This is a genomic window from Vibrio cholerae ATCC 14035, from assembly GCF_000621645.1.
GTDB lineage: Bacteria > Pseudomonadota > Gammaproteobacteria > Enterobacterales > Vibrionaceae > Vibrio > Vibrio cholerae.
This window is the reverse complement of sequence record NZ_KK211323.1, coordinates 25,415-42,899: the sequence shown is the minus strand read 5'-3', so window position 1 is coordinate 42,899 and position 17,485 is coordinate 25,415. Positions and strand designations below refer to the sequence as shown.

Genomic DNA, 17,485 nt, shown 5'->3' with positions numbered 1-17,485 from the left:
GTGAAGATTCAACTGATCGCCGTCGGTACTAAGATGCCTAAATGGGTCGAAGAAGGCTTCCAAGAGTATCGTCGTCGCTTCCCTCATGATATGCCTTTGGAATTGGTAGAAATTACCGCCGGTAAACGCGGTAAAAATGCTGATATTGCGCGTATCTTACAAAAAGAGGGCGAAGCGATGCTGGCCGCAGTGCCCAAAGGCAATCGAATCGTCACCTTAGATATTCCCGGCAAACGTTGGGATACGGAAGAGCTCGCAGTACAGTTGGAAAGCTGGAAACTGGATGGGCGTGACGTGTCGATCCTGATTGGTGGACCAGAAGGCCTTGCGCCCGCCTGTAAAGCCGCGGCAGACCAAAGTTGGTCTCTTTCTCCACTGACCTTGCCTCATCCACTAGTGCGCGTGGTGATGGCAGAAAGTTTATACCGTGCGTGGAGCATTACTACTAACCACCCTTACCACCGAGAATAGAGTGACATGTTACGCCAGCATACCCCTATCCGCGACCATCAAGCCGAGACGCATCTGTTTCGTAATCGTGCCATCGTCTCTTTTGTCGGGATCTTGATCTGCATGGGTCTGCTGGTGACCAACTTGTACAATATTCAGATCAACCAATATCAAGACTACAAAACGCGATCCAACGATAACCGCATCAAAGTCGTTCCGATTGCGCCTAACCGCGGGCTGATTTTTGACCGTAACGGTGTGCTTCTGGCGGAAAACCGTCCGGTATTCAACTTAGAAGTGATCCCAGAAAAAGTGCCAAATATGGAAGAGACCATTGCGCGCTTGCAACAACTCATTGAGATCAGCCCAGAAAAGCTTGCCGCCTTTGAAAAGGAACGCAAACAGACTCGCCGCTTTAATTCTGTACCGCTGCTGACTCAGCTTACCGACGATGAAGTGGCGAAGTTTTCCGTTAATCAACATAAATTCCCCGGCGTTTCGGTCACCGCTAACCTCAAACGCTATTACCCCTATGGCGAAGTGCTGACCCACGTGATTGGTTACGTATCGCGGATTAACGATAAAGATCTCGAACGCTTGGACAAAGAAGGTAAAAAAGCCAACTACCAAGCTACCCGAGATATCGGCAAACTGGGGATTGAACGCTACTACGAAGACTTACTGCACGGTACCGCCGGTTATCAGGAAGTCGAAGTCAACAGCCGTGGCCGTGTCATTCGCACCCTAAAATACGTCCCTCCCATTCCGGGAAAAGATATCGTGCTCAATCTCGATATCGAACTTCAGCTCTATGCCTACAAGCTGCTCAAAGGTCGCCGAGGCTCGATTGTCGCTCTTGATCCTAAAGATAATGGCGTGCTCGCCATGGCATCGAGCCCAAGTTACGATCCCAATGCATTCGTGCATGGTATTTCAGGTAAAGCCTACAGCGATTTACTCAATGACAAACGTCGCCCATTAGTAAACCGCACCACGCTTGGCATTTATCCGCCGGGGTCAACCGTCAAACCGTTTATTGCGGTGTCCGCACTGCAAGATGGGATCATTACACCTAATACTACCCGTAATGATCCGGGTTACTGGCGCATTCCCAATACCGATACTCGGCCTTTCCGCGACTGGCTACGTTGGGGCCACGGCCGGGTAGACATCATTAAATCTCTCGAAGAATCGGTAGATACCTTCTTCTATCAAATCGCCTATGACATGGGCATAGATAAACTCTCCAGTTGGATGATGCGCTTTGGCTTTGGGGATCTGACGGGGATTGATATTTACGAAGAGAGTAAAGCCAATATGCCAACACGCGAGTGGAAAATGGCACGTCACAAAGTGCCTTGGTATCAAGGTGACACCATTCCGGTTGGGATTGGACAAGGCTATTGGACTGCCACACCGATGCAAATTGCCAAAGCGACATCGGTTTTAGTTAACCACGGTAAAGTGATTGCCCCGCATCTGCTGCGTGCCACCATAGATAACGGTGAACAGTTCTCAACCCAAAAAGAGACCGAGTACACCACTTACCCGCCGATTGATGGCGTGCCGAAAAAGTATTGGGACATGGCTATCCATGGCATGTATCTGGTTAACCATGGTGCTAAAGGAACCGCACGTCGCGCCTTCCAGAATATGCCTTACGAAAGTGCGGGTAAATCAGGGACAGCGCAAGTATTTGGTCTGGCGGAAGGCCAAAAGTATAACGCAAGTGAGTTAGCAGAGCACTTACATGACCATGCTCTGTTTACAAGTTTTGCCCCTGTCAAAGATCCCAAAGTTATCGTCACCTTCGTATTGGAAAATGGCGGCGGCGGCTCCAGTAATGGTGCGCCAGTCGTACGACAAATTTTCGATCACGTGATTTTGGGCAAAAAAGAAGAAGAGCCAAAAGCAGAATCAAAAGAAGAGGTAATACAGCCATGAAGATGGATCCTGCAACCGGACAAAACCGGGCGCTGTTTGAGCGTTTTCATATTGACCTGCCTCTACTGCTTGGCGTTCTTGCCCTAATGGGATTTGGCTTAGTGGTGATGTACAGCGCCAGTGGTCAGAGCCTAGCGATGATGGATCGCCAAGCCATGCGCATGGCCATGGCTCTCATCATCATGGTGATTCTGGCGCAAATTCCACCGCGTACCTATGAGAGTGCTGCGCCTATCCTATTTTTTTGCGGCGTCATATTGTTGGTGTGTGTACTGCTGTTTGGGGAAATATCCAAAGGCGCGCAACGTTGGCTAGATCTCGGTTTTGTCCGTTTTCAGCCTTCAGAACTGCTCAAACTCGCCGTACCTTTGATGGTGGCACGTTACATCGGCAAACACGCCCTGCCTCCTTCGTTCAAAACCTTATTCGCCTCGTTGGTAATGGTGTTCGTTCCAACCATTTTAATTGCGAAACAGCCCGACCTTGGCACCTCAATTTTGATTGCAGCATCAGGCATTTTTGTAATCTTCTTGGCGGGCATTAGCTGGAAGCTGATTACTGCAGCGGCCGTGGCCATCGGCGCTTTTGTGCCTGTGCTGTGGTTCTTCCTGATGCACGAATACCAAAAAACCCGCGTGCGCACTTTGTTCGATCCTGAATCTGACCCTCTTGGCGCTGGCTATCACATCATCCAAAGTAAAATTGCGATTGGTTCAGGTGGCTTGTCAGGAAAAGGCTGGTTACACGGCACACAATCACAACTTGAATTTCTTCCTGAACGACATACTGACTTTATCTTTGCAGTCATTGCCGAAGAATGGGGTATGATCGGCATCTTAGTCCTACTAAGCCTCTATTTATTTATTATTGGTCGTGGACTTTATCTCGCTAGCCATGCACAAACGTCCTTTGGGCGTATGATGGCTGGCAGTATCGTATTGAGCTTCTTTGTTTATGTGTTTGTGAACATAGGCATGGTGAGCGGAATTTTACCCGTGGTGGGTGTTCCACTACCACTGATTAGTTATGGTGGAACGTCGATGGTGACACTGATGGCCGGTTTCGGTATTTTGATGTCCATCCATACTCACCGCAAAGCGTTTTCGAAGACGATTTAATGAACCGAATTTATTTATACTTACTGCTCGTTTTAATCCTCGCTGGATGTAGCTCTCCTGGGGGGCGCTATGATATGTCTGACGATCAAGCACCCGATACACCACTGTCTGTCGAACATATTGAAGATGCACATCCGCAATATGAACCGTACAGCTTCGGGGGTAATAAAGATTACAATCTGCGTGGTAAGAGCTATCGCATCATTAAAAACCCTAAAGGGTTTACCGAAAGTGGCAAAGCCTCTTGGTACGGCAAAAAATTCCATGGCCACCTCACCTCAAACGGTGAGATTTACGACATGTACTCGATGACGGCAGCGCATAAAACGCTACCGATTCCCAGTTATGTCAAAGTGACCAATACGGACAATGGCAAATCGACCGTGGTAAGAGTCAATGACCGTGGGCCTTTCCATGATGGAAGAATCATCGACCTTAGCTATGCAGCCGCCTATAAAATTGGGGTGGTCCAAGCAGGAACCGCCAATGTGCGCATTGAAGTGATTACCGTCGATAAACCCACTAAACCGCGCCCGAAAAGTAAAAACAACGCCCTCGAATATGTGATTCAGGTGGTTTCATCACAACATATCGAACGCGTGCGAACTTTAGCGCAAAACCTCGGTCAGAACTTATCGGCACCGAGCTTCGTCGAGAGTACAAATAATACGCATCGCTTATTCCTCGGGCCATTTACTGACGATGACCTGACGCAGACTTTACTTGAACAAGTAAAATCCGCAGGCTATGACAGCGCATTTATCAAGACGATTAATAAACGTGCTAAATGACCACTCAAACCTGACCTGAGTCTATCTGGTCTGGTTTGAGACGTTATTTTTGTTAAGATTACGGACACTTAAGTAGAACTAAGCATTCACCATGAAAAAATCAATCCTCAAATCTGTGTTAGCGTCTTCTATTACGCTTTCTATCACGCTAAGCAGCACTGCTTTCGCCTCTCCTATCGTGACACCAGACGCACCACAAATTGCCGCTAAAGGCTATGTACTGATGGATTACCATTCAGGAAAAGTGTTGGCTGAAAAAGAGATGGATACCAAACTCTCTCCTGCCAGCCTAACCAAGATGATGACCAGTTACGTGATCGGTCAAGAAGTAAAGCGTGGCAATATCTCGCTGAATGACGATGTAGTGATCAGCAAAAATGCTTGGGCGAAAAACTTCCCTGATTCTTCGAAAATGTTCGTTGAAGTCGGTACCACGGTTAAGGTCAGCGATCTCAACCGCGGCATCATCATCCAATCGGGTAATGATGCGTGTGTAGCGATGGCAGAGCACGTCGCAGGGACGGAAGATGCGTTTGTTGACCTGATGAACGCTTGGGCAAGCTCACTTGGGATGAAGAATTCGCACTTCACTAACTCTCACGGTTTGGACGATCCTAATCTTTACTCTACGCCATACGATCTGGCTCTACTTGGCCAAGCTCTGATCCGTGATGTGCCTGAAGAGTACGCGATCTACTCCGAGCAAAAATTCACCTACAACGGCATCACTCAATACAACCGTAACGGTTTGCTTTGGGATAAAAGCATGAATGTGGACGGCATTAAAACCGGACATACGAGTGGTGCTGGCTATAACCTCGTGAGCTCTGCTACAGAAGGCAACATGCGCTTGGTTGCGGTGGTGATGGGTACTGACAACGAAAACGCGCGTAAAGCGGAAAGTAAGAAGCTATTGAGCTACGGTTTCCGCTTCTTTGAAACCGTGGCACCACACAAAGCGGGTGAGACTTTCGTAAATGAAACCATCTGGATGGGCGATAAAGACACGATTGCACTCGGTGTTGATAAAGATACTTACGTAACTTTGCCACGCGGACAGGCCAAAGATCTCACCGCCAGCTTTGTACTTGAAAAACAATTGAAAGCACCGCTGAAGAAAGGCGATGTCGTCGGCACACTTTACTATCAATTAGCTGGTAACGATATTGCTCAATACCCATTGCTCGCACTGGAAGATGTGCAAGAAGGCAGCCTATTTAGCCGCCTATGGGATTACTTGGTTCTGCTGTTCAAAAGCTGGTTTTAAACCGTTCAGCCAGTAAAGCCAATACTGTCTAAAGAGATTGATCTCCCCAAAAGCCGCTTCATGCGGCTTTTTTGTGAGCTTGAGATCACGCCCGAATGGCTGTAGTATTTCGTCCCGTTTTTCCAATGCTCAAACTGGAGTTTCACCATGCTGAACATCAACTCTGATGCGAAATTAAAAGATCTGCTCGAATTCCCATGCTCCTTTACCTACAAAGTGATGGGACACGCTAAGCCTGAGCTGCCAGAACGTGTGTTGGAAGTGATTCAACGTCATGCTCCTGGTGACTACAGCCCGCGCGTTAAACCCAGCGCTAAGGGTAACTACCATTCGGTGTCGGTAACCATTCACGCGACCTCAATTGAACAAGTAGAGATCCTTTATAAAGAGCTCGGTGAAATCGATATCGTGCGTATGGTTCTGTAAAACCACGCTATTATTTTATTTATTCAAATATTTTTGAAAGCAGCTTCGGCTGCTTTTTCTTTATTTTTCAAAAAATTAACAAAACCATCATTTTATCAGGGTCAAAAAGTTCCCCCTGATGTGTAGTTCATTACAGGTAAGCAGTTTATAATCGAAAAACTTTATATATCTCTGGCGGATGACAATAATGGAAAACCAGCTGTTGGTGAGACGCCTTGGCAGACAGGACTACACTCCCGTTTGGCAGGCAATGCATCAATTCACTGATCAACGTGACTCCACAACGCGTGATGAAGTGTGGCTTGTCGAACACAACCCCGTGTTTACTCAAGGACAAGCCGGCAAAGCTGAGCACCTCCTCAATACTGGAGATATTCCTGTTGTACAAAGTGATCGGGGTGGGCAAGTCACCTACCACGGACCGGGGCAATTAGTCGCCTATTTTCTGATTGACCTACGCCGTAAAAAGCTCGGCGTCCGTGAATTAGTGACACACATTGAAAATTTGGTTATTCACACCTTAAAACATTATCAAATTGAGTCAGCCGCACGACCCGATGCCCCCGGAGTTTACGTACAAAATAGAAAAATCTGCTCTTTAGGTTTGCGTATCCGTAAGGGATGCTCTTTCCACGGACTCGCACTCAATATTCAGATGGATCTTGCTCCATTTTTACGTATTAACCCTTGTGGGTATGCTGGAATGGAGATGATTCAATTGAGTGACCTGCATCCGGTCAGCATGGAACAGGTTGAAAAAGTATTAATCCAAGAACTCGTTACTCTACTGGACTACGAGCAAGTCGAATTCAGCACAGAAGCATACAATCATGAGTAAACCAATTCAGATGGAACGCGGCGTTAAATATCGTGACGCCGACAAAATGGCTTTGATTCCCATCAAGAACATGCCGACAGAGCAGAAAGAAGTTCTGCGCAAACCAGAATGGATGAAGATAAAGCTACCTGCGGATAGCCAGCGCATTCAAGACATCAAGGCCGCCATGCGTAAAAATAATCTTCACTCAGTCTGTGAAGAAGCCTCCTGCCCTAACTTGGCTGAGTGTTTTAACCATGGTACGGCGACCTTTATGATTTTAGGTGCTATCTGTACCCGTCGCTGCCCATTCTGTGACGTTGCCCATGGCCGCCCCAATGCACCAGAAGCGGAAGAGCCGAAAAAGCTTGCGCAAACCATTCACGATATGAAGCTCAAGTACGTGGTAATTACTTCGGTGGACCGCGATGACTTGCGTGATGGTGGTGCACAACATTTCGCCGATTGTAACCGTGAAATTCGCGCTTTGAATCCGCACATCAAGATTGAAACCTTAGTGCCTGATTTCCGTGGTCGTATGGAAGTGGCTCTTGAGGCCTTAAAAGACAATCCACCCGATGTGTTCAACCACAATTTGGAAACCGCACCACGCTTGTATCGTAAAGTGCGCCCAGGCGCTAACTATAAGTGGTCGTTAGAACTACTGCGTCAATTTAAAGAGCAACATCCTCATGTACCGACTAAATCCGGTTTGATGATGGGTTTGGGTGAAACTAAAGAAGAGATCGTCGAAGTATTGAAAGATCTCCGTGCTCATGGCGTCACCATGCTGACTCTTGGCCAATATCTCGCACCAAGTCGCCACCATCTGCCGGTTGAACGCTACGTGCCACCCGCAGAGTTTGATGAGCTGAAAGAGATTGCTCTAGAACTCGGCTTTACTCATGCAGCCTGTGGACCCTTTGTACGTTCCTCTTACCATGCTGACTTACAAGCCAAGGGTTTAGAAGTCAAATAAGCCTCCTCATCAAGCCTGCACCTCGCAGGCTTGATGCTTTTCACGGGGATGAGATCCTTCACCATAATCTCAACCAATTCCCTGATTTAACCTTGAATCCTACGCTTGGCTTCTATAGGCTTAGGCTAAAGTTTCGATTAATTTTCGCTCGCCCGATGGTGCTTTTGAGTGAATCCTGACCACAAGGAAATAATAATGAATCATATCGGCTTATTTGCCCTCACTGCTGCAGCGCTATTGGCTGGTTGTTCATCGAATACCCAGCAAGATAACTATCGTGAAGCCTCTTTTGAGCTGTGTAATACCGAAGTGAACATTTACTCAGTCAGCGATGATGGCCAAGTACGCATTGTGTGCGCTGATGGCGCGAAGTTTGCCCTGAAAACTGAGAAAACTCTCGATATCATGCGCGATATCAACGTGGATTATTGTGATGGGGAAGGCTTAGGTAAGTTTACCGAAAGCAACAAGTACTACATGTTCAAGTGTAAATCCGGCACCATGATCAGCGTCAGTAAGTAAATACTGATGCGATTGACCAAACAATCACCGCCACTAAAAGCGGTGGTTTAGGGATGACAAACAAAAAAAGCCTGCGAACTTCGCAGGCTTTTTTATCAGGACAACCTAACCAAAGAAAGTTGCAACCATAGCGTTGCAACTTCACATGGCTGGGGTTTTAGCGCTTAAGCGTAAACAGGCAGACGTTGACAGATCGCCAATACTTTTTGTTTCGTCGCTTCAATCACACCTTGATCATTGATGTTGTCTAGAACATCACACATCCAGTTGGCGAGATCTTTTGCGTCTTGCTCAGTAAAACCACGGCGAGTGATTGCAGGTGTACCGACACGGATACCTGAAGTCACAAACGGGCTGCGTGGGTCATTTGGTACCGAGTTCTTGTTAACCGTGATATTGGCAGCGCCCAGAGCGGCATCTGCTTCTTTACCTGTGATGTTTTTATCAATCAGATCAACAAGGAACAAATGGTTTTCCGTGCTGTTAGAGACGATCTTGTAACCACGCTCTTGGAACTGCGCCACCATGGCTTTGGCGTTTTTCACCACACGCGCTTGATACTCTTTAAACTCAGGCTCCATCGCTTCTTTGAACGCCACCGCTTTTGCCGCAATCACGTGCATCAAAGGACCGCCTTGGCCGCCAGGGAATACTGCAGAGTTCAGCTTCTTGTACATCTCCTCACCGGCATTTGACAAGATCAAGCCACCGCGTGGACCTGCCAGTGTTTTATGCGTGGTGGTCGTGACAACGTGTGCAAAAGGCACTGGGCTTGGGTAAACACCCGCCGCAATCAGACCCGCAACGTGCGCCATGTCAACAAACAGGTAAGCACCCACTTTATCGGCAATTTCACGCATGCGTTTCCAATCCACGATTTGTGAGTAAGCCGAGAAGCCACCGATGATCATCTTTGGCTTATGCTCCAGTGCTAAGGCTTCCATTTCATCGTAGTTAATTTGACCCGCTTCATCGATACCGTAAGGGATCACATTGTAGTGCTTGCCCGAGAAGTTAACCGGTGAACCGTGAGTCAAATGACCACCGTGAGCAAGGCTCATACCTAGCACGGTGTCACTTGGGTTGAGCAGCGCCATGTACACAGCGCTGTTCGCTTGAGATCCAGAGTGCGGCTGAACGTTCGCGTATTCACAGCCAAACAGTTGGCAAGCACGATCAATCGCTAAAGCTTCTGCTTTGTCCACGTACTCACAACCACCATAGTAACGCTTACCTGGATAACCTTCGGCGTACTTGTTGGTCAGTTGAGAACCTTGTGCTTGCATTACACGCGGGCTGGTGTAGTTTTCTGAAGCAATAAGTTCAATATGTTCTTCTTGACGAAGCGTCTCTTCCTGAATGGCAGCGTATAGCTCCGGATCGTAATCAGCGATGTTCATATCACGCTTAAGCATCTGTATCTCCTGACTCAGATTGACTGAAATTGCAAAAAAACCACACAATGACTCCACGCAAACGTTTTCGTCATCACTTTATGGCGCGCATTCTACATAATTTGATCTTTATCATAAAGCCCAAATTCATGAATTTATCATGCAGTGTTTTCATAACCACTACGACAGTATTCATGCTCTAGGTATAAAACCTATCTAAACAACAAAACTGTCAATTTTTTGCTTTACACCCTGTAAAGCGGATGTGACATAGGTTTACCTCAATTTTCCATCCCTAGCTACCGAAAATATCCGCTTTTCATTAACATCCGCGCCATTCTCTCTCCTGATAACGGAATTTATGGAAAAACATTCACATAAAGAAGATTGGATCGCGATTCTGACTGGGACATTTCTTGTCGCACAGGGCGTCTATTTTCTACAAGCGGGGCAACTGCTAACCGGAGGAACCACAGGATTAGCGCTGTTAATGACCCAATTTTTGCCACTGACTTTTGGCGTGCTCTATTTTCTCTCGAATTGTCCATTTTATCTGTTGGCTTGGAAGCGCTTTGGTGCTCGTTTTGCGTTTAATAGCGCGATTTCCGGCGCTTTAGTCTCGATCTTTGCCGATCATCTGGCCATGTTGATTACTCTTGAAAAAGTGAATGTGGTTTATTGCGCGATAGCCGGAGGGCTATTGATGGGCTTAGGGATGCTGATTTTGTTTCGTCATCGCTCAAGCCTTGGCGGCTTTAATGTGCTGTGCCTCTTTATTCAAGACAGATTTGGCATCTCAGTCGGGAAAAGCCAGATGGCGATTGACGGTTTAATCTTGCTCGCCTCGTTCTTTTTTGTTTCTCCACTGACCATAGGTTTATCGATTTTGGGGGCGTTTTTACTCAATATCGTGCTGGCAATGAATCACAAACCGAGCCGTTATCGCGTCATCTATTAGTCTGTTCTGCTAGTTATACCAAAACTACTTGGAGTTGCAGGTAGGCGGCAAGAGAGTGAATCCCCATCAGCATAGACAGACTATGTGATTGGGGTGAACGAACACAACCAACACCGCTGCAGCTTCAAGTAGGAAGGGTATAGTGAAAAGAGAGCCTAATAATGCTCTCTTTGCTTACGTTGCAGTAAACCCGCGAGCATAGTGTTGATCACACTCGCCAGTGTCACCCCAATGAAACTGGCTAAGATGTCTTGAATAGAAAAAGTGCGAAGTGGTGTGAAGGCTTGCATACCTTCATCAATCAAACAGCAAATCGCTACCAACAAGCCAGTGAATACGACCAGCTTATAGCTGTGGCTCGTGGCAGAAAGCACTCGATACAGCGCCAACGTCAGCAACATGGCTAATAGGCCATGCAAATGGGTATCTCCACCCACTGCTCTTTCTAATTGGTAAACATAATCGGCATGCCAGCCGGAAGATTTCAACCAAGAAGCCAAAGCCGTTGACAAGGCTAACAAGCCAAACAACACCAAAGAAACTGGACGCTGTTGCAAATGGAAATCTCTAATTTGGGCTCACGGCGTGAGGCTAAAGTGCAAGCCAGTTTGAACTGATGCGCCGATTTTAGGTAATCCGCCAAAAGGTGTCGACTGTTTTTGCCGTCTAGTCCGCGCGCCAGATGTTCAATCACCAACCACTTTTGTTCACTATCCCACTGTTTCCAGTGTGCTAACCCCACCTGCGAGATGGCAATATTCACGGCTGGTGTATACGGCCCATACCGGTCAGCATTGCGCATAAATTTATCGAGAGAGTCCTTGCTCGAATGAGGCTGCGTTGCATCATGAGCAGATAACTGAGCTTCAATCTTTAACAATTCAGCCCAAGTGTCAGGCCAAGTTGGGCGCCGCTCGGCACTCTCCAGAAACGCGGTTTTAGCCGCATGCAACGCTTGCTGCGTATCTTGCTCCTGAGCAAGATACGCTTGCCACTGAAAAATCCGTCCCTGTAAAAAATAATACTGCGGATGTTCAGGGCTATACTCAATCGCACTCTGGATAGCCTTGTGCGCATCATCCACGGCCGAGAGCGTCGCCGGAGAATGATTCCAAGCTAGCAGAGCCTTCTCAGCGGTAACACCGTATAAGGAGGCGATCCCTTGCTGGAAGGCGAAATAGATCACCCACAACGCAGAACTCGCCACCCCGACACGCCATCCAAACTGAAAAAAAGCGTTCACTTTGCCGCGCCCGATTTCGTCTCTTCGCCATAGTAAGCTTGGTAGTGATAATAGCCGCTGTAGCGTGAAGCCTTTTTCGCATTAAGACGATTGAGTATCACACCATCAATACGACTGCCCTGCTGAGTCAATTTACCCACCACTTCCCGCACGACTGGCGTTCGAGTATGGTTGGCATCAATCACCAAAATCACCGAGTCCACGTATTGCGCCAACATAAAGCTATCGCTCACTGCGAGACAGGGTGGTGTATCAATCACAATGCGTTGATAGCGAGTACGTAAATCGGCCAACAGTTCACTAAATTTGCTTGAAGAGAGCAGCTCTAACGGGTTGGAGGCATAAACACCCGCAGTGAGAATATCGAGCCCGGATTGCTCATCATGGTAGACGCAATCTTCTAAGCTTTGCGTGCCATTGAGTAAATTGGTGACGCCCGGTTGTGAGCCAGAAATGCCAAAACGGTGCGCAATCGCCGGTTTGCGTAAATCACAGTCAATCAGCAAGGTTTTTTCCATTTGCGCCAACGACAAGGCCAAGTTCAGGCTAGATGTCGTCTTTCCCTCTCCGGGCAGACAAGATGTGAGCATCACGACATGCTGATCTTGATTGACATGCGCAAGCAAATAGCTGGTCCGTATCGTACGCACCGCTTCGGTTAGCTCACGCAGTTTCTCATCAAAATAGGCTTTCGCATCCAGTTTGCCACGCTGTTTACGCACCACAGGAACAACGCCCAATAAACTCAGTGCCAGCTGTTTCTCGACCTGTTTGATGTCGGCAAAGGTATCAGTCATCGCATCAGCGATAAACGCCACTACACAAGCAAAACCAAACGACACCACAAAGGCAAGCAATACAATCAATTTTTTATTGGGTTTACTCGGCGTTAATGGTGCACTGGCTTGGTCAGTAAAGCGAGCGATCGTGGTATTAAAATCCCCCGAAGCACTGGTCTCTTTTTGACGCGCTAAAAACAGGTCAAACAATTCACGGTTAGTTTGTACTTCGCGCTTCAGCTCAGAATACTTAGCATTTTTTACCGTCAGGGTCTGGAACTCAGATTTACGCTGATTAAATTCCGTTTGTAATGACCGCTCAGACTGTTTGGCCGCTTGCAGCTCGTTATTGATACCATTTAACAGCTGTCTCAGCTCTGCACGCAGATTTTTACGCACCGCTTCTAACTGTGCTGATGCCGATTTCAATTTCGGGTGTTTAGGGCCGTAACGCTTAGAAAACTCAGAGACTTTCCGCTCAGCATCCACTTCAGCGACTTTCAAATCACGGATGGTTGGGTGATTGGAAATTTCAGGAATCGACGACAAAGCCGTCAAGTCACTGTCATTTTTACTGTAGCTGTTCGCCACTTGATACAGGGTTTCCGCGGCCACGCGGCGATCACGCGCTTTGTTCATCTGCGAAGTCAGCTCTTCCAACTCTTGCGTTGCTAGCCCTTCAACACCTTGCACATCAACCAAGCCTTCCGCTTGCAAAAACGCTTGTAACTTAGCTTCCGATTCTCGTAATTGAGTACGCAGCTCTTCCATACGGGTATTTAGCCAAGTATTCGCCTTTAGCTCTACCTCTAACTTGGCTTCCAAATGGCTGTCCATATACACCCGCGCAATCTCATTCGCGATTTTCGCCGCCAACTTAGGATCACCTGCGGTGTAGTAGATATTCACCAACTGGGTTTTGCGGATCGGGCTAATCTCCATTCCGCGTTTGAACTTATACAAGATCAGTCGATTTTGGCGATACGCTTCCAAATCAGGATCGGCGACGGTCTCTTCCTGCTTAAATCCCTGTAGGAATGGCATCCACTCTACCAAGCGTTCTTTTAAGCTTGGAGAAGCGTCGCTCTCTGGGCTTAAGTCGAATTCTGGATCGGAGGCTAAATCAAGTCGTTCAATGACTTCTTGAGCGATCGTGTCGGATTTGAGGATCTCAATTTGGGTCAGGTAATACTCCTGACTTTTGGTATCGAGCCCATACACTTCTTCAATGGATACCGCTTTCGCTTGCGTCGATTCAATCAAAATAGTCGCACGCGCTGTGTATTCTGAGCGCATTGAGAGTACGAACAGTAAGGTGATCGCCGTCACCATCACGGAGAAAAGTAAGATGCGCCACTTATAGTTAAGTAGCACATTAAAATACTGACGAATATCGATCACTTCTTCTTGAGTGAATTGTTTGCCTGTCATCTTGTGTACCGTTACACCCTAAAATTAAAAGAAGCTTTCGGCGACTGTCAGTATGTCACCGGGTTGAAGTTTACTCAGCAATGTGGCTTTGGTCGGTTTGGCTTCCGGATCGTCACTACTGGAGATAAACAGATTGGTTTTTGAGGCACGCTCAGTAAACCCACCTGCAATAGTGATCGCTTTGTTCACCGTCAAACCGGGATGATAAGGATAACTTCCAGGCTTCATTACCTGACCATTCACAAAGAAAGGACGGTATTCCAAGATCGAGACGGAGACATTAGGGTTGATCAAATAACCATCCAGCAAACCATCGTGAATCGTGGTTTTGACTTCTTCCAAGGTTTTACCTTTCAAGCGAATTCGGCCAAGGAAGGGATAATCAATGTTGCCGTTGTCACTCACCCGCGTCTCAAATGAGAGTTCGGGCTCGTCATAGACTTGAATACGGATCTGATCGCCAACACCGAGACGATAAAAATCGTCATTGGCGACAGCCAATGACGGCCATACCAATAGGCACAGCAAAAAAGAGAGTAGGTACTTCATCATGGGTTACATCACGCCCTGAACAGACAGGTAATACACATTTTGACTATAGCTTAACGAGTCGATATTGGAGTCTTTCCGCTCACGTCCTACACCCAACTCAAAGGTCAGCCAACGGCGAAAATCATAGCTGGCACGTAAACTCGCATTCGTCGTTTCATCATCACGATTCGATGCCGTGTAGTCTTCCTCTAAACGCGTTAATGCGGCTTCAGTCGTCCATTGGGTATTCCAATTGTGTGACCAGTTGACTTGATAGGTCGCTGCGTCAATCGCGTCACCATCGCCATCAGAGTCGGTCGAACGTCGATTGGTCACCAGTTGGAGCGCTGAGTAGGTGCGAACCAGATAAGTCACATCCACATCCCATGAGAAAGAGTCAAAGTCTTTACGGCTGGCTGCATCAAAATCTTTTTGCTGGTAACCAAGCTTTGCGTTGCCTCGCAACTTACCTGTGGCATCCCAAGAAGCACCGAGATAACCAAAGTAGTGATTATTATCTTTGCTGCTGGCTCCCGGTGCGATCAGGTCATAACGACGAGAGTTAGCAATCACTTGCGCGATAAACGAGGTGCGCGGTAATGCCTGATAATAAAAAGTGGAGTTAAAGCGCAGCTCATCCCAATCCTGATATTGAGTAATGGTGCGGTTATTTTGATAAGTAAAATCTTGCCAACCGATATTGGTTTCAATCCGACCAATCGCTTCTGTTGAACCAAAACCATACCCAAGATTGGCACTGTGGCTCTCATATTGGTTGTAATCAAGCCCGAGTGTCGTATCGTTCTCGCCACGGCCTTCATGGGCTAAGGCTAAGTTATACTCAAACCCAATGCGGTGGCGGGAGTTCAATTCCCAATCACTGGTCAGATCAAGGTAGTGATCGGTAAAGTTATCTTGTTGAGAACTAAAATACGTTCCGTTGCGAAAACGGTATCCCAATTGGGTTTTACTGCTTTGCGGCTCGACTATAAAACCGACTCCCGATTCAATCACCGAGAAGGCCGAGCTGTCTTGCTGCTGGTTTGATTTGGCCAAGTTATCGTTATAGCCCGTCGAAAGATTAAGAAACGGCACTACCGCCATCCCAGATTCCGTCACGATAGGATTCGGCGTTGGCTTCGCAACCCCTAATGGCGCATAAGTCACACCCAGCGTGACCAAGCTGGCTGAAAAAAGAGAAGTCAGTTTAATCGGTTCCATTTGCCTGCACTTATTTAAATCGATATTTATTCAAGAGTAGCACTCGCACTTACGACGCAAGTGCCCTGTCTTAATACGCGTTTTTTCCAACAAATCCTTTGAAAATAGTCAGGAAGACGATTTTCAGATCAAACCACAGCGACCAGCGATGGATGTAGTCCAGATCGAACTGCACTCGCTTCTCCATCTTGTCGAGCGTATCGGTTTCACCACGCCAACCATTGATCTGTGCCCATCCAGTAATGCCGGGCTTCACTTTGTGACGCAGCATGTAGCGATTCACTATGGTGCGATATTGCTCGTTGTGCGCAACGGCATGTGGCCTTGGCCCCACGATCGACATACTTCCTTGCAACACATTGAAAAACTGCGGTAACTCATCCAGCGATGTTCGACGAATGAACGCACCAAATCGTGTAACTCGTGGATCGCCTTTGGTGGCTTGCTGCACATGACTGCCATTATCCATCACTCGCATACTGCGAAATTTCCAAACTTGGATTGGCTTGCCATCTAAACCATAGCGGTTTTGTTTAAAAATGATGGGGCCAGGCGAGCTCAGCTTAACGCCAATAGCGACGGCCAATAACACTGGGCTGATCAAGAGCAAAATCAAGCTGCTCAGCACCAGATCTTCAAAGCGTTTCACCCAGTTGAGCAAACCATTAAAGGGGGTATCAAAAATGCTAAACGCGTTGACATCACCAATCGTGTACCAACGTGAGTGCAGTAAATTAAAAGTAAAAAAGTCAGGCACTATGTAGGTATTGACCGTACTGTCCGAAAACGCATCCAAAATTTGGTTGATACGGCGCTGCGCTTGCATCGGCAAAGCAATATAGACATTTTGCACCTGCCCAGTTTTCGCAAGGCTTAATGCATCATTGATATTGCCCAGCACAGGCGCCCCCTCTTTAAGGCGCTCAGGCGCACGGTCATCATAAAAACCTTGCATCACAATCCCTAGTTCAGGGTTTTTGAGCAGATTATTTGATAACTCTTGCCCTTGAGTAGTCATACCGATAATGACCGCGTTCTTGGTATGCAGACCCTTTTTGTGCATGTAGTGAATGGTCGCAAATGCCAATACACGCCAACCAATCAAGCCAATAAAAGAACCGACAAACCAAGCGCCCATCACCATGCGAGAAAACTCGATCCCCGTTTTGGAGAAGTAAGCCAATAGGGTCAAGCTAGCGATGGTCGCAGCCCAACAGAATGCCGTATGTAAAGAAAGTGAACGCAGCTTTGCTGTTCGCCAACCACTGTAAATATCTAAACTTTCTGCAATGTAGGAGTAAAAAAGCACCCCTAGCAAGGCAACCGAAATATAAGACATGGTAACAACATGCTGATTCGACTTAATCGATATATACATAATTACTAATATAAAAATGCTATCAATTAATCGGTAGAAAAATTTACCGTGATAGTTAGTAATGCGTATTCTGCTTTTTTCCTTCATCACTAGACGCTCCTAACCGATGTAAGATTTCCCGAAGAATAATTGGAATGTATTAAATTCTTTTTTAAAGACTACATCTTTATCAATAGAAATATCTGCATCAATTCTAAGACTGAATAAAAATAAAAAACATGATGAAACCAATTGAA

General features: G+C 47.0%; 17 protein-coding genes. 10 read left to right on the top strand and 7 right to left on the bottom strand.

Annotated elements, in window-relative coordinates; translation table 11 throughout:
• From rlmH to T411_RS0116865, 9 genes are all read left to right on the top strand, one after another.
• On the top strand, positions 1-471 hold the full coding sequence (gene rlmH, locus T411_RS0116905; protein WP_000701620.1) for a 23S rRNA (pseudouridine(1915)-N(3))-methyltransferase RlmH: 471 nt from the start codon (positions 1-3) through the stop codon (positions 469-471).
• 6 nt (positions 472-477) lie between these two features.
• Entirely contained in the window at positions 478-2,394 is a 1,917-nt protein-coding gene (gene mrdA / locus T411_RS0116900; RefSeq protein ID WP_000945988.1) for a penicillin-binding protein 2, read from the top strand.
• Positions 2,391-3,512, top strand: coding sequence for a peptidoglycan glycosyltransferase MrdB (mrdB, locus tag T411_RS0116895; RefSeq protein WP_000781440.1), 1,122 nt, complete (start codon positions 2,391-2,393; stop codon positions 3,510-3,512). Before mrdA ends, mrdB begins: the two co-directional genes overlap by 4 nt.
• Positions 3,512-4,303, top strand: a complete 792-nt coding sequence (gene rlpA, locus T411_RS0116890) for a septal ring lytic transglycosylase RlpA (RefSeq protein WP_001080121.1) — start codon at positions 3,512-3,514, stop codon at positions 4,301-4,303. The genes mrdB and rlpA overlap by 1 nt, the downstream gene beginning before the upstream one ends.
• A 91-nt stretch (positions 4,304-4,394) precedes the next feature.
• Positions 4,395-5,570: a serine hydrolase gene (locus tag T411_RS0116885; RefSeq protein ID WP_000748292.1), complete on the top strand. Its 1,176-nt coding sequence runs from the start codon at positions 4,395-4,397 to the stop codon at positions 5,568-5,570.
• A 147-nt stretch (positions 5,571-5,717) separates the two neighbouring features.
• Entirely contained in the window at positions 5,718-5,996 is a 279-nt protein-coding gene (gene ybeD / locus T411_RS0116880) for a DUF493 family protein YbeD (protein ID WP_000932180.1), read from the top strand.
• A gap of 187 nt (positions 5,997-6,183) precedes the next feature.
• Entirely contained in the window at positions 6,184-6,834 is a 651-nt protein-coding gene (lipB, locus tag T411_RS0116875) for a lipoyl(octanoyl) transferase LipB (protein WP_000431345.1), read from the top strand.
• A complete protein-coding gene (gene lipA, locus T411_RS0116870) occupies positions 6,827-7,792 on the top strand; it encodes a lipoyl synthase (protein WP_000042590.1) in 966 nt (321 codons plus the stop codon). Before lipB ends, lipA begins: the two co-directional genes overlap by 8 nt.
• 195 nt (positions 7,793-7,987) lie before the next feature.
• Positions 7,988-8,314 carry a hypothetical protein gene (locus T411_RS0116865; protein ID WP_001015526.1) on the top strand — a complete coding sequence of 109 codons (327 nt, stop codon included), beginning with the start codon at positions 7,988-7,990 and terminating at the stop codon, positions 8,312-8,314.
• A gap of 164 nt (positions 8,315-8,478) precedes the next feature.
• Here T411_RS0116865 and glyA read toward each other — a convergent pair whose 3' ends face one another.
• On the bottom strand, positions 8,479-9,729 hold the full coding sequence (gene glyA / locus T411_RS0116860) for a serine hydroxymethyltransferase (protein ID WP_000919135.1): 1,251 nt from the start codon (positions 9,727-9,729) through the stop codon (positions 8,479-8,481).
• 340 nt (positions 9,730-10,069) lie between these two features.
• On the opposite strand from glyA, the gene T411_RS0116855 reads away from it, so the two are divergent.
• Entirely contained in the window at positions 10,070-10,666 is a 597-nt protein-coding gene (locus T411_RS0116855) for a YitT family protein (protein WP_000410935.1), read from the top strand.
• A 155-nt stretch (positions 10,667-10,821) separates the two neighbouring features.
• Here T411_RS0116855 and vpsQ read toward each other — a convergent pair whose 3' ends face one another.
• From vpsQ to vpsL, 6 genes are all read right to left on the bottom strand, one after another.
• Entirely contained in the window at positions 10,822-11,223 is a 402-nt protein-coding gene (gene vpsQ / locus T411_RS0116850; RefSeq protein ID WP_027694914.1) for an exopolysaccharide biosynthesis protein VpsQ, read from the bottom strand.
• Positions 11,181-11,873, bottom strand: a complete 693-nt coding sequence (vpsP, locus tag T411_RS0116845; RefSeq protein ID WP_002033938.1) for an exopolysaccharide biosynthesis protein VpsP — start codon at positions 11,871-11,873, stop codon at positions 11,181-11,183. Before vpsP ends, vpsQ begins: the two co-directional genes overlap by 43 nt.
• A gap of 32 nt (positions 11,874-11,905) precedes the next feature.
• Entirely contained in the window at positions 11,906-14,119 is a 2,214-nt protein-coding gene (gene vpsO / locus T411_RS0116840) for an exopolysaccharide regulatory tyrosine autokinase VpsO (protein ID WP_000147064.1), read from the bottom strand.
• A 24-nt stretch (positions 14,120-14,143) separates the two neighbouring features.
• Positions 14,144-14,671: an exopolysaccharide export protein VpsN gene (gene vpsN, locus T411_RS0116835; protein ID WP_000978825.1), complete on the bottom strand. Its 528-nt coding sequence runs from the start codon at positions 14,669-14,671 to the stop codon at positions 14,144-14,146.
• A 3-nt stretch (positions 14,672-14,674) separates the two neighbouring features.
• Positions 14,675-15,871 carry an exopolysaccharide biosynthesis beta-barrel protein VpsM gene (vpsM, locus tag T411_RS0116830; protein WP_000433346.1) on the bottom strand — a complete coding sequence of 399 codons (1,197 nt, stop codon included), beginning with the start codon at positions 15,869-15,871 and terminating at the stop codon, positions 14,675-14,677.
• Between the two features lie 70 nt (positions 15,872-15,941).
• Complete coding sequence (gene vpsL, locus T411_RS0116825) at positions 15,942-17,339, bottom strand: exopolysaccharide biosynthesis glycosyltransferase VpsL (RefSeq protein ID WP_001889848.1); 1,398 nt, start codon at positions 17,337-17,339, stop codon at positions 15,942-15,944.
• Positions 17,340-17,485: the final 146 nt, after the last annotated feature.